12 protein-coding genes and 1 pseudogene are annotated in these 14,095 nt (G+C 47.1%); 12 read left to right on the forward strand and 1 reads right to left on the reverse strand.

Features of this window, described 5'->3' with window-relative positions; all coding sequences use genetic code 11:
- The first annotated feature begins 234 nt into the window (after positions 1-234).
- The 4 genes from A4308_RS00145 (at position 235) to A4308_RS00160 (ending at position 4,807) form a co-directional block, all read left to right on the forward strand.
- Positions 235-660 (forward strand): hypothetical protein, encoded by a 426-nt coding sequence (locus tag A4308_RS00145; RefSeq protein ID WP_063308418.1) that lies wholly within the window; start codon positions 235-237, stop codon positions 658-660.
- 137 nt (positions 661-797) lie between these two features.
- Entirely contained in the window at positions 798-1,925 is a 1,128-nt protein-coding gene (locus tag A4308_RS00150) for a hypothetical protein (RefSeq protein ID WP_063308419.1), read from the forward strand.
- A 1,165-nt stretch (positions 1,926-3,090) separates the two neighbouring features.
- Complete coding sequence (locus tag A4308_RS00155) at positions 3,091-3,999, forward strand: hypothetical protein (RefSeq protein ID WP_063308420.1); 909 nt, start codon at positions 3,091-3,093, stop codon at positions 3,997-3,999.
- A 1-nt stretch (position 4,000) separates the two neighbouring features.
- Positions 4,001-4,807, forward strand: a complete 807-nt coding sequence (locus A4308_RS00160; RefSeq protein WP_063308421.1) for a GIY-YIG nuclease family protein — start codon at positions 4,001-4,003, stop codon at positions 4,805-4,807.
- Between the two features lie 453 nt (positions 4,808-5,260).
- On the opposite strand, the gene A4308_RS00165 is transcribed toward A4308_RS00160, so the two are convergent.
- On the reverse strand, positions 5,261-6,058 hold the full coding sequence (locus tag A4308_RS00165; protein ID WP_063308422.1) for a hypothetical protein: 798 nt from the start codon (positions 6,056-6,058) through the stop codon (positions 5,261-5,263).
- Positions 6,059-6,436: 378 nt separating this feature from the next.
- Here A4308_RS00165 and A4308_RS00170 point away from each other — a divergent pair, with 378 nt between their 5' ends.
- From A4308_RS00170 to brxC, 8 genes and pseudogenes are all read left to right on the forward strand, one after another.
- Complete coding sequence (locus tag A4308_RS00170; RefSeq protein WP_063308423.1) at positions 6,437-7,018, forward strand: inovirus-type Gp2 protein; 582 nt, start codon at positions 6,437-6,439, stop codon at positions 7,016-7,018.
- A gap of 103 nt (positions 7,019-7,121) precedes the next feature.
- The gene (locus A4308_RS00175; protein ID WP_063308424.1) at positions 7,122-7,334 is read left to right on the forward strand and encodes a helix-turn-helix transcriptional regulator; all 213 of its coding nucleotides are present in this window, start codon (positions 7,122-7,124) and stop codon (positions 7,332-7,334) included.
- 102 nt (positions 7,335-7,436) lie between these two features.
- Positions 7,437-7,970, forward strand: coding sequence for a hypothetical protein (locus A4308_RS00180; RefSeq protein ID WP_063308425.1), 534 nt, complete (start codon positions 7,437-7,439; stop codon positions 7,968-7,970).
- 474 nt (positions 7,971-8,444) lie between these two features.
- Positions 8,445-8,801, forward strand: coding sequence for a putative zinc ribbon protein (locus A4308_RS21500; RefSeq protein ID WP_442856097.1), 357 nt, complete (start codon positions 8,445-8,447; stop codon positions 8,799-8,801).
- A 72-nt stretch (positions 8,802-8,873) separates the two neighbouring features.
- Positions 8,874-9,041, forward strand: a pseudogene (locus A4308_RS22680) (IS3 family transposase); the annotation flags it as partial.
- Between the two features lie 186 nt (positions 9,042-9,227).
- On the forward strand, positions 9,228-9,830 hold the full coding sequence (gene brxA / locus A4308_RS00195; protein WP_156491236.1) for a BREX-1 system protein BrxA: 603 nt from the start codon (positions 9,228-9,230) through the stop codon (positions 9,828-9,830).
- The gene (gene brxB, locus A4308_RS00200; protein ID WP_063308428.1) at positions 9,827-10,429 is read left to right on the forward strand and encodes a BREX-1 system protein BrxB; all 603 of its coding nucleotides are present in this window, start codon (positions 9,827-9,829) and stop codon (positions 10,427-10,429) included. The genes brxA and brxB overlap by 4 nt, the downstream gene beginning before the upstream one ends.
- Positions 10,430-10,440: 11 nt before the next feature.
- Positions 10,441-14,082: a BREX system P-loop protein BrxC gene (gene brxC, locus A4308_RS00205; protein WP_063308429.1), complete on the forward strand. Its 3,642-nt coding sequence runs from the start codon at positions 10,441-10,443 to the stop codon at positions 14,080-14,082.
- Positions 14,083-14,095 lie beyond the last annotated feature (13 nt).

Raw genomic sequence — 14,095 nt, forward strand, 5'->3', positions numbered from 1 at the left:
CGTTTCTTCGTGATAGTGTCATGATCCAGGCCTGGAGTGTGTTAGTCATCATATGGTTATCTAGCCAAGAAAAGCGATAAGTAATTCTCGTTTCTGGCAGTATGAACCGTGTAAAAATCACTTTTGCTGAATGAGAGTTACCGTGAGTCTGCGCAGAGGTCAGTGAAGCGCAGATTAATCAGCTCAGTAAGACAGTGACTATCCCTCCGATTCCTCATAAACAAGGAAAGCACCATGTTCGGATTCTTTAAAAAGAAAAAACCTGAAGCTGAAACCCGGCAAGTTTCCCGACTGACGGCAAAACAGTTTATCGCGCTGACGCTGAGTGATGAAAAGCTGTCTATGCCCGTATACCTGCCGGGGATCCGCAATGAGGCAGAATGCGACGAGCTGGGTTTATGGCCGCTCATCTACATCTGGAATGTGGATCATGCCACTGGCACTTTCAGCCTTTCTGTTAATGGTAAGGCCATTGCCCACCTCCTGGAGCCTTTTGTGACCCGTGAAGACCCTGCGTATGTCGAAATTCGTGATGAAGCGATGCAGGTCATCTCCGAGGCTTCAATGCAGTCCGTACTGGCAACCATAGAGAAAACCGGCCTCATGCCCGATGTTTTGTTCGTGTACCATGCTGAGGATGTACAGCGGGAGAAGGGCTAATTGTTGGGGGGAGATTACGTCAGGGATTTTGTTAGTCACTCCTGTCATCGCAACGCTAAACTTTCGTCAAGAAATGCTTCAGGCTGCCGAAATATAGATAATAAGTAATCCTTGATGATAAACTGAATGGATGTTCAATGAAAAAAGATATCACAGTAACTATTGATTCTTCTTCGTTTCCCAAAAGTCAAGTACAGTACTATAACCCGTTACTTACTGTTAACAAAATTGATGTGAACTGCATGCTAATTCACACAGCTCTATGGACTCGCCCCCCCAAACTTACTGGCTTTCATTTGTCTGATTTCTGGGCATGGCTAAGATACTTCCCTGCCTTTTCGAAAACCTCATCTGACTTGCGACTTCGTAAAGAATGGAAAGACATAGATCCCCATCAAAAAACCATTTTAAGTGATGAAATAGGGGTCGGTTCAACCACGTATACATTAATCAATACATTAAGTTTTCAGGGGTTCATTGATGCAATTTACGTGTTGGAAACATTAAACCTTACTCACCTTCTTTTAAAGAAATCTAAAAACGGTAAAGGTAAAACACCTGATTATATTGGTTTGGATAATTTTGGAAGGGTTATTGCTCTTGAATGCAAAGGAACACAAAATAAGATAAAGGATTTGTACAAGGCTATAACAAAGGGCATAGAGCAGAAGGAAAATTTGACAAAAAACCCTACTGGCCCAATAAAGACTGGGTTGGTTGGTGGGATATTTATTCCTCAGTTTGACAATCCTGAAAGTGCATTAATACATTTCCGAGATCCAGACTGGAATGAATTTAACGAGATTATTTCTGAGGTTGCCCCCGAGGAACTGGCTAAAGCCATCATTCGTGGGGCGGTGATTAAACAATTGTATCTCGCAGGTGCAAATAATTCTGCGAACGAGTTGTCAAATTATATTAAAGGTAACGATTTTGAATTGTCTGCACAGGCAACTCAAGAACTAAAATCCTTTGAGCGAGAAATAATTGTGTTTAGTCATAATTTCAGGAACCCAGTTGAAGGAGGGGTTTCGAATATAAAGTTCAGCGCCCAAATAGATAATAAAATCCTTCCCCTTATTGAAGGGTTAACCTCAAATAGTGCCAAGGCATCTGTATTAATTAATGAGCTAAGTGTTACAAAGAAAATTTTTGACCGACGGCATAATGATCGCTCATGGATTTCATTTGAAAATGATTATAGTGGAATGATTGTTTCTCCACACGGTTTTAAGTTTAAATTAAATTATAAAATGAATGATTAGCTGCAGCACTAACTTGAGCCGATCACTTAGTAATCACTGAGAAAAGTGTATGTTGAAGTCAACGTACATACGACCGGGCTCCGGATCAAGTGAAAGACAGAGCTGAGCACGTTCTCAAAGAAAATGAGACCACATTGACGGATGCCGTCAATAGCACCCTGCTGTTTATTGCGGATCTCCAATAGATCCCCTTCATGCCAGCCATCATGACCAGACCGTACGCGATGTGGCGATCAGAATCTGTGATCTCCTGGCTGAAAATAGGAACGCCCTGCTGCTCATCGAGACCAGATCATCCGGCGCGCAGTAGAGCAGAGTGACCTTTAGCCCCTTTTGTACGCATTTCAGCCGCTGTCGCCTGCATCCCAGTTAAACCCTTTGCTGGCTACAGTCCGCCTCTGAAATGCAGCCTTCCATGAATATGCTGACGCGGACGTTGGCGCAGTTACACCTGGTGGTCTGCGACCTAGCGCTGGTCAGCGGGAAGATCTCAATATCGGTTGGTGTACAAACGTAATCCTCTGACATTGTCTGTTCGGTCAGATCGCTGATGTGACCAGCCCCCAGTATTAGATACAACCGTCAGTTGGTAATGGAGTGACCACGCTCCGGTAGACGATCCTGCCCTATTTTTCTCGTCACAATTTTTTATCGCCGTTTTGAACGTCCGCTCCTCGCTCAAAGCTGCCGGTCAACTACTGCAATCTCCTGAAGGTGTATCAACAGCCATTACGCATGCTGGGCAGAATTTGTCTAAGGGCGTGGGGTCAGTCCACTTCTAAATTACAAAGGTTAAAAGCAAATCACAACCCTCCCGAACCTCCGCTTTTTGCTTGCTACTGCCCATGCTGAGCATGAATTTCGTCTATGTCCAGAAGCGGACATCGATAGTTCAGAAACCATGGCAAAAGTGTGGTGTCAGCCCCTCACCTGATCCCTGACAGCATCGCACCTCGCTTCATGGCTAACCTCTCTGTTAGCCCGGCATAGTCAATGGCTCTGTTGACAATGGTGCTACTTTCCAATAAGTTAAACACAAGGTTAGCGCGACCCGGCAGCTCACGGCCAAAGCGGAATGCAGCGCAGACTTATCAAATCTTTTTTGGTTAAGTGTCTTTGATTCTTATGGTTCGTGAGCACATAAGACAGATAAGAGACTTAAACCATGAAACGACTCCCCACATGCGCAGAAGCAAAAGCCCACGCTAAATACCTTTCACGGTCGCTCAATATCAATCTAAGCTACGCCCGGGATGCAGTGGCATTACGTTATAACTGCCATAACTGGTCGGAACTCAGCACAGTATTTGGTCAGCTTAGCGATAAGTACATGTCGTGCTATGGCCTTGCCAGCCATGAAGAAAAGCGTGTTTTTAGCCAGCTTCTGGCACCGTATATCGCAGAATTGCAAAATGCCATTCATCCTGACCGCCATGTGCCGGAAAGCTTGATACGTAAGATTGCTGAAGGCCATATTTCCCGAGTATCCGGTAAAGTCATGTCGGCTGTAATACGTGAATGCGAGGATTTTCCTCCCACGACAGTTAAAGACATCATTGAACTGCTTGAATTTTATGATGATACGGCCAGCCGGGTATTAGCAGGACACCACAGACAGATCCCGACCAATAATCCTTGGCTGGAACCTTGGGTATTTGGTGTGCGCTTTTATGCCTATTACCACTTTAATGGCAAGCAGGTCACCATCTTAAGCCGGGAGTGGGATTTAGATATTCATGATGCCTACCTGCCACATTCACGTGACAGAGTATTTTCACGCCCATGGTTTCAAGACTATATGATCGGCTATCTGGCCTACCTCGTGAAGCAATTTATCGGATTGGGTTACGACGGTACCGTTAAGATTTGTTGCATTAATAATTATAGCGCGCTGGATTACCATCAGAAAAAAGCAGCCCCCAACGGTCGTGTGGGGCTCAATCACTTATACAGAGAGTTACTTAATCGCGGGGGAGAGGAAAAGTGGTCGTTTAGTCAAAATGGTCATAAACATGATTTTGGTATCGAGCTCCCGTTTGCCACATTGATCTCATTGAAGAAAGGAAGAAAATGAGATGAACAAAGCCGGAAAAATAGCGTATTCATGGCTAAATGCACAGAGCGATAGCGAAAAAATTCGATTTATTGCACAAGCGCTGGGGAGTGTCGAATATCAGGCGTTTATAAAAAAACATCAGCCTGAAAAGCAGCATACCCACAATCTACCTTTAAGTTTTTTGAAATGGTATTTGCCTCAGAAACTAGTGGCCTCTTTTCACGGCAAGGAGATCGGCCTAAGAAGTGTGCCGAAGACGGTTGGCGATAAGCTGGAAATTCGGCATACCTGGATGCCAACAGGACAGTTTGCTCCTTCGCGTCATGGATCTTACATACCACTGGGAACCCACTTTGCTTGTACTGCTCTGATGCAACCCTTTTTGCAAAAGCAGCAGGAAAAATGTCTGGAGCAGGCCTGGCAGGCAGCGCTTCCCCTGCTTCTGTCACCTGACATCAGTAATGGCAATGAATTCACCGCTCCATGGCTGGATTACGAGCCCTATCTCAATGGTGAAACGGATGTCTACTTTTTACTGGATGAACCTCAGGAAAGAGTCAAGATTGGAATATCAGGTAATCTCAGGCAACGCGTGGATACCTTGAAGCAACAACATAATACCAGCCTGAGTCTTATCTCCATAATACCCGCAGGGGGTATTGAGACAGAATCTGCATTACATCTTTTCTTTAAAAAATACAGGTTGGATCAGAAGGGACTTGGTAGAGAGTGGTTTTCTTACACGGATGAATTATGCGAATTTATCAATACCCTGAACACCTATGCAATCAGGAGCCACTGCCTAAGAGCTTACGGCATTATCTGACATCAGATCGTATCTTTAGGGCCCGTGGCGCTACGCACCTACAGGTGTGAAAAATCGATTATTTAACCCCAGTGCCGTATGTAACCATTAAGCCAGTACAGGTCTGACAGAGCCAGACAACAACGTGACAGAATGAATGCTACAAGCCATCTGTCTTGGCAAGAGAAATTATATCTTCTTCGGGAGCGACACGCTGGTGAGTACAACGAAAACCTATCTTTTTACGCCACATCTAGATCGCACCAACTGCCTTTATGCGCTGGTGCGTATCAGATATCAAGACTTATGCCCTGGAACCCCGGTTCATGTCAGACAGAGCGTCGACAGTGCCGCATAATATATTCTTTGTGACTTTGCTGACTTTCATCCGCACTTGGTAAATAACCCAAAATGAGGATAAGGTTGCCACGGGATAAATGAAAACGCGTGGCATGGCAGGAACAAGAATCAACGTTACTTTTTGCCCTGGTAGACCACTGTGATGTTGTCTGGTTTTCTTAACGTCGGTGCCGTAGCTGGGTCAATCAGATACACAGGCACTATCACGGCATTTTTCCCACTAACCAGGATTGGCACCCAGCAGTGAACAAGTGGGTCTCTTGTCGTCTCCGGAATACCACTTGTACCGTATGACATAAGATCAACCACATTGATAAAAAGCGCCTTACCTATATCAAAGAAAAACTCGTTAAAAACCACATCTTTTGTCAGCAAAATTACAGCGTCACCTGCCGCCAGTTTTACTGGCGATGAAGAGTGTTCAGAGGTTTCTACATCAGTAAAAATAATCCTTTCGGTATAGATAAAACAAGCATAGCGGGCATCCTGTTCTGACCTTTCCAGGAGCGACTGACAGAACTCTTTGATATGTCGATTTTCGACCCTCCCAACTGCATTATCTCGACGGAGGTGTCGCTTATGTTCGCGAACATGCACCTTGCCATTGACGCTGTCAAAGTCATACCCTTTCCCAACCTGAAGCTTACTCTCCCAGATCTCCATACAATACTTTTCAGCAGCTACAACATTTCTTCGGCGAGGCAAATCCTGCTGGTAGACACCAGACAGTAGCCGGGCCTTAAGCTCGTCCGCAAGCTGATAATAGCGATTAATATCTTTCAGTACCGGAACGGTGGCATCCAGCAATGTGGAAATAACCTGCGATCGTGAGATCTTCTGTTTTTTGCTGTATTCATCCACAACACGCAGAGTCTCAGAATTGGTTACATTGAAAGTGATTCGTTCTGACATGCCAATCACCTATTAAGCATTTTAGAAAAAGTGCATAACAATTAACCTTAAACACCTTTATTATCAACAAGTTTATTCTATTGCTCTTTCTCTTTAGTTATCAATTCACAGTAACATGCTCTCACGTAAAAATGCTGAATATGTTGCGGCCAGAACAGTCTGGATACCAGGAACGAACATTTGGGTTTTTAGTATAATTAATGTCTTCATGTTTTAAGAACTTCCTCTTCATATCCCCTCCCGCTGTGATCCGCTTAACCCATCTGTATATCTCCTGTCCCCACAGTACTGCTCAGTAAACAGAAATACTGTGACTTTCCTGCATAAAAATTACATATCACCACCTTCCTTTGTACACACACTACAGAGGATTAAACCATGGACTTTCCCTGGCCCTGGAACCGCAAATACACGATGAACTGGTTCCTGCTGTCGTTACTGAACCACCATCTTGATCAGCTACTGGAACGTTACTCCCGCCTTCAGCCCCTCAGACTCGATTTGTTCTATCAGAATGACACATGGCGTTATAACCATCACGGATGGTACGAAACAGAAAGGGAAGTACGCCAGTTAACAGAATATCTGATGTTAGAGAGCAACATCGTTGGTCACTTCTGGGTGCTGGAGTGTACTTCCCGACACAAATGCCATGCACATATCGTGATGTATCTTGATGGTCACTATAACCAGGTCACGTATCCGGTGGCTGAACAGGCAGGGGTTGTCTGGCAGAAGATTACACAGGGTGAGGGGTACCACAATCGCTGTGATCGTAAGAAATGCTACGAAGCCGATATCACCCGCCCCGTCAATTACGATGATGCAGCAGCCATCGACAACCTGCGCTACATCATCAGCTATCTCGCCAAGGAGAAATCAAAACACGGGCAGACTTACTACGGGGCCAGCGAGGTACCACCCGCGAGTGGACTGGGCAGACCGCGAGGGCTTCGATAAAACGACGCACTTTTTTACGTCAGTTCCGGTTGTTATGCCGGAGAAAGCTACAGTGATTCATCACACGACTCCGGTACTTATTTAGCTACCGGAGAATCTCGTCATGACCATTAAACTTTCTCTGTCTGAAGACCAGTTTGTCAATATGGCTTTCATTACCCGTCTCACCGGATTAACCGATAAATGGTTCTACAAGCTCATCAAAGACGGTGAGTTTCCGGCTCCCATCAAGTTTGGTCGCAGTTCCCGCTGGCGACAGAGTGAAGTAGAAGCCTGGCTGCAGGCCCGTATCGATGCATCACGCTCACAGCGCTAAGTCCTTCTCCCGTCGTAAACACAATTCATAACCGTCATACCTAATCCGTTCCAAACGGAGGCTTACGGCTGCACTCAATTCACTTATCAAGGAATATCAAAAATGATCCATTCAATTTTACTCAACCATTATCAGACCTGGCTGGATGATTTTACCCGCATCAGTCTGTCCCACGGTTTATGCCAGCAGCACATAACGCAATGGCACCGACTGGCGATAACCACCAGCCCAACATTGGACGGAAGCGTAATAGAAATCGTCATTCCACAGCGCCTGCTACCGATCACCCGTACCGCTCGACTGGAATCCAGTACTGTCGACCCCGGCCTAACTAAAAACACAGACTATACCCTTCTACCCGGCGTGCTGCTCAGCGAGTGTTACCGGCTGGGGAAGAGCCGGTTGGCAGATCAGTTACAAATGTTATTCCGGCTTCATGTACAGCCCGGTATGCGACAGACGCTGACCCTACTGTGCTGGTGTGAGCTTGCAACAGGAAAGGATATGAGGGAATGGTATGCGCTGCATCTGCCGCTACCTGAAATGCTGAGGCAATGGCTTACGATAAAACAACGGGCATACCGGGGTCTGAAGACACTGACGGAGGATTACATTCGTGCCACCCGGCCACTATAAGAATCGGATACCTGTCCGTAACAGCGATCCGGTATCGACCAGCATGCGCGATGTTCCTGAGCATACGACCAGGATTGAGCAAAAAAATACGCTCTTACTCTATGGGTGTAACAAAGTACCTGATCGTCAATTCACCGGGCCACAGCGAGAAATCGATTTCTGAGTCTGACAGTTTTATTACGTCAGCATTCCGTAGTGTGATAAGCACATCGCGATCCCCTTTTAACCCTTTTAATCCATCCAACCGCAAGGCGCAGGCTTCCCCTTTTCGGGACGACTTGTGCCTGCCCTCAGGAGTTTTAAGATGTTTGCCAAACTCTTCCTCGCACACAACGGTAAACGGTACTGTCTGGCCTGCCATACCGGTAAATGCAGTACAAGACATAACATCCCAGTGGAGGTAGCAGCATGCGCATGCTGAAATGTTACCTTGGCAATAATCGTGACGGGCACGTTGTCACTGCTAAAGACGCTATGCAGTCACCGGGTAGGATATGGACCTGCACTTCCTGCGGCTGTCAATTGATACTTCATGCGGGTTCATCTGGTGAGGCCCCGTGGTTTGAACATGACCAGCGAACAGTGACGACAAACGTTCTGATGCAATGTACCCATCTCGACCCTGAAGTTAAAGCCGAAGCCCGATGCCAAAAATTACGCAGTATCATCGGCGGACTGGATGCACCTGTTACGGTGCCATCCTGGTACTGCGTATGGTGCGGCAGTCATTATCAGGGGCGGAAGCACTGCGGCCGCTGCCACTCGGGGATTTACAGTATTGAAGAGACCAGCTGGCAGAGAAATTACTGCTGTAACACACTCCCCGGATAAGCTCTGTGGATAGACGGACAGACTAACGAGGCGGGTACAGTGCGGGATTAATCGGGCTGTCGGCTGATGAATCGTGCTGGGATAAAGAAAACGCTCTACCGAACGAGGGAGGAGGCCCACAGCAATATTTTTGATTATATCGAAATGTTTTATAACAGTTAGCGTCGGCATTGTTCGAGTGATCAGATGCCACCAGCTGAATATAAAAAACTATATTATCAACGTCTCAGAAGTGTCTAAATTAGACGTGCCGATTCAGAGCCTATTAACAAAAACAACTATGACATTGAGATATTAGTCCTCTTCTTTCGAACCTTACCCTCTCACAAATTGCCTTTTCTCATGGCATCCCGCTCCTTCCCCCATTACAATCATCATTTGTTTTTTTGCGAGCAGCATAGCAGTTTTCAGAGGGTAGAAATGACGGTGAAGAACGACAAGGCATGGATTGGAGACCTGTTAGGCGGGCCACTGATGAGCAGGGAAAGTCGTATCATCGCTGAGCTTATGCTTACCAATCCCGATGAACAGACCTGGCAAGAGCAGATCGTGGGTTATAACATTCTGCAAGCCTCCTCTGCCAATACAGCAAAGCGCTATGCCACAACGATAAGACTACGCCTGAATACGCTTGATAAAGCGGCATGGTCACTTATTTCGGAAGGGAGCGAGCGCGAGCGTCAGCAATTACTGTTTGTCGCGCTGGTACTCCATTCACCGGTTGTTAAAGACTTCCTGGCTGAGGTGGTGAACGACCTGCGTAGACAGTTTAAAGAAAAGCTGCCTATGGATAGCTGGGATGAGTTTGTGGCTAACCATCTTCGCCAGCAGCCCGTACTCACTAGTTACTCAGATTCATCCATCAAAAAAATGGGTAACAACCTGGTTAAAGCACTGGCTGAGGCGGGTTATCTGGATACACCACGCCGACGTAATCTCCAGTCAGTCTTTCTTTTACCAGAAACTCAGGCGACCTTGCAGCGCCTTGGAAAACAAGAATTGGTTTCTATTCTGGAGGGGCAACGGTGATCGATTCCGTGCTTGAATACCGTCTGTCGCAGGTTCATAGCCGCATTAAAGAAGAGCGCTTTCTCAAAAATAACGGCTCCGGTAATGAGATTGGGTTCTGGATTTTTGATTACCCCGCTCAGAATGAGCTACAGGTGCGTGAACATCTGAAATATCTGTTTCGTAATCTGGAAAAAGACCACAAGTTTGAGCACCTTAATATCTTTCAGATCATTATCAACATGCTCGCTGAACGTGGATTATTTGAGCGCGTCTGTCAGCAGGAAGTGAAAGTCGGTACCGAAGCGCTGAAAAAACAACTCGTTGGCTTATTGAATCAGAAAAAGATCGCGGATTACATAGCAAAAAAAGTCGATCTTCAAAATCAGGAGTTTGTCATTCTGACAGGTATGGGGAATGCCTGGCCGCTGGTTCGCGGCCATGAGCTGATGAGCGCCTTGCAGGACGTGATGGGTTTTACCCCCCTGTTGATGTTTTATCCGGGAACCTATAGCGGACACGATCTCTCCCCCCTGGCGGGCATTGACTCCCGAAATTATTATCGCGCCTTCAGGCTGGTACCCGAAAGCGGGCCTGTGGCGACATTGAATCCTCGTTAAAGAGCACAGCAATGAATATTGAACAGATCTTTGAGAAACGTCTGGACCGAAATATTAATGGCGTTGTAAAAGCCGAACAGACGGACGATGCCAGCGCCTGGATTGAGCTTGATGAATACGTCATCACCCGGGAACTGGAAGGACATCTACGCCACTTCTTTGAATCTTATGTTCCGGCAACCGGTCCGGAGCGCATACGCATGGAAAACAAAATTGGCGTATGGGTTTCAGGGTTCTTTGGCTCTGGTAAGTCGCACTTTATCAAGATCCTGTCGTATCTGCTGTCTAACCGCAAAGTCAGCCATAATGGTACAGAACGTAATGCATACTCCTTCTTTGAAGACAAAATCAAAGATGCTCTGTTCCTCGCTGATATCAACAAAGCGGTCCATCATCCGACGGAAGTGATTCTGTTCAATATTGATTCTCGTGCTAACGTCGATGACAAAGAAGACGCCATCCTTAAAGTCTTCCTGAAGGTGTTTAACGAACGGGTTGGCTACTGCGCTGATTTTCCGCACATCGCCCATCTGGAGCGTGAGCTGGCTAAACGCGGGCAATATGAAGCGTTTAAAAATGCATTCTCCACTATAACTGAGTCAAGCTGGGAAAAAGAGCGCGATTCCTACTATTTCATCAGCGATGAAATGGCAGAGGCATTAAGCCAGGCCACCGGTCAAAGCATTGACGCCTCACGTCAGTGGGTAGAACAGTTGGATAAAAATTTCCCTTTAGATATCAATAACTTTTGCCAGTGGGTCAAAGAATGGCTTGATGAGAACGGCAAAAACATCCTCTTTATGGTGGATGAAGTCGGTCAGTTTATTGGTAAAGATGGCAAAATGATGCTTAAGCTGCAGACGATTACCGAGAATCTTGGTGTCGTCTGCGGCGCACGCGCGTGGGTTATTGTAACCTCGCAAGCCGATATTGATGCCGCCATTGGCGGTATGAGCAGCCGTGACGGACAGGACTTCTCTAAAATCCAGGGCCGCTTCTCTACCCGCCTGCAGCTTTCAAGCTCCAATACATCCGAAGTTATCCAAAAACGTTTGCTGGTGAAAACCGATGCAGCAAAACCCGCGCTGGCTAAAGTCTGGCAGGAAAAAGGCGATATTCTACGTAACCAGCTTGCATTTGACCCTACAACAGCCGCTTCTTTACGCTCTTACTCCAGCGAAGAGGAGTTTGTTGATAATTACCCGTTTGTCCCGTGGCACTACCAGATTCTGCAAAAGGTCTTTGAATCTATCCGTACTAAAGGCGCCGCCGGTAAACAGCTAGCGATGGGTGAGCGTTCTCAGCTGGAAGCCTTCCAGACAGCAGCACAGCAAATCGCTCCGCAAGGACTGGATTCTCTGGTTCCCTTCTGGCGCTTCTATGCGGCAATTGAAAGCTTCCTGGAGCCGGCCGTCAGCCGCACCATTACCCAGGCCTGCCAGAATGGCATCCTTGATGAATTCGATGGTAACTTGCTGAAAACGCTGTTCCTGATCCGCTATGTCGATTTGCTGAAAAGCACGCCTGAAAACCTGGTTACCCTTTCAATCGACAAAATTGATGCTGATAAAGTCGAGCTGAGCCGTCGTGTTGAAAAAAGCTTGAATACGCTCGAACGTTTAATGCTGATCGCACGCGTTGAAGATAAATACGTATTCCTGACCAATGAAGAAAAAGAGATCGAGAACGAGATCCGTAACGTCGAAGTCGACTTCTCCGCGATCAACAAGAAACTGGCCTCGATCATCTTTGATGACATTCTGAAAAACAGAAAGTATCGCTATCCAGCGAATAAGCAGGACTTCGACATCAGCCGCTTCCTGAACGGGCATCCGTTGGACGGCGCAATGCTTAACGATCTGGTGGTAAAGATCCTCACGCCAAAAGATCCGACCTATGATTTCTATGACAACGACGCGGCATGCCGCCCATACACCTCTGAGGGAGACGGCTGCATTTTAATTCGTTTACCTGCCGATGCCCGGACCTGGACCGATATTGATTTGGTCGTCCAAACGGAAAAATTCCTCAGGGACAACGCAGGTCAGCGACCGGAACAAGCCAGTCTGCTTTCAGAAAAAGCCCGTGAGAACAGCGTTCGCGAGAAACTACTCCGTGTAAAATTGGATTCGCTTATTGCCGAAGCGGACATCTGGGCGATCGGCGAGCGCTTACCGAAGAAATCGTCGACGCCATCCAGCATTGTGGATGAAGCCTGCCGCTATGTGATTGAAAATACGTTTGCCAAACTAAAAATGCTGCGTCAGTTCAATGGCGATATCGCACGTGAAATCCATGCGCTACTAATGGTGGAGAATGATGCGGAGCTGGATCTGGGCGAACTGGAGGAATCCAACCCCGACGCAATGCGCGAGGTGGAAACCTGGGTCAGCATGAACATCGAATACAATAAGCCCGTCTATTTACGCGATATTCTGAACCACTTTGCCCGTCGTCCTTATGGATGGCCAGAAGAAGAAGTGAAGCTGCTGGTTGCTCGCCTGGCACGCAAAGGCAAATTCAGCTTCAGCCAGCAGAATAACAATATTGAGCGTAAACAGGTGTGGGAGCTGTTTAATAACAGCCGTCGTCACAGTGAGTTACGTCTGCACAAAATTCGTCGTCACGACGAATCACAAATTCGCAAAGCCGCACAAACTATGGCGGAAATTGCCCAACAGCCGTTTAGCGAACGTGAAGAACCGGCCCTAGTTGAACATATCCGCCAGGTCTTCAATGACTGGAAGCAAGAACTGAATGTCTTCAGAGCGAAGGCTGAAGGTGGCAACAATCCAGGAAAAGAAGAGATTGAGTCAGGCCTGCGCCTGCTGAATTCCATTCTCAGCGAAAAAGAAGATTTTGCACTGATTGAGAAAGTCACCAGTCAGGCCAATGAATTGCTGGATTTCAGTGAAGATCGTGAAGATTTGGTCGATTTCTACCGCAAGCAGTTTGCTACCTGGCAAAAGCTGGGCGCGGCTCTAAATGGCAGTTTTAAATCCAACCGCAGCGCGCTGGAAAAAGACGCCGTGGCGGTAAAAGCGCTGGGTGAGCTGGAAAGCATCTGGCAAATGGCTGAGCCTTATAAACATCTCAACCGCATCACACCGTTGATTGAACAGGTGCAGAACGTCAACCAGCAGTTAGTTGAACAGCACCGCCAGCACGCTCTGGAACGCATTGACGCCCGCATTGAGGAAAGCCGTCAACGCTTGCAGGAAGCGCATGCCACGTCGGAGCTGCAAAACAGCGTTCTGCTGCCGATGCAAAAAGCCAGAAAACGTGCCGAGGTCAGCCAGTCAATTCCGGAAATTCTGGCGGAACAGCAAGAGACAATGGTGCTGCAAACGGATGCAGAGATGAAGATTAACCAGTGGATTGACGAGCTGCGTAAAAAGCAGGAAGCCCAGCTACGAGCCGCAAATGAAGCTAAACGCGCTGCCGAGTCAGAACAGACTTATGTTGTAGTAGAGAAACCCGTTATCCAACCGGTACCGAAAAAAACGCATCTGCTGAATGTCGCCAGCGAGATGCGCAAAGCCACCGGTGGTGAAGTGCTGGAAACCGCCGAACAGGTGGAGAAAGCGCTGGATACACTCCGTACTGCGCTGCTGGCAGCCATTGAGGCAGGTGACCGGATTCGTCTTCAGTAACCCCCATTTCAGG

Source organism: Enterobacter sp. ODB01, assembly GCF_001623605.1.
In the GTDB taxonomy this organism is placed as follows: domain Bacteria; phylum Pseudomonadota; class Gammaproteobacteria; order Enterobacterales; family Enterobacteriaceae; genus Enterobacter; species Enterobacter kobei.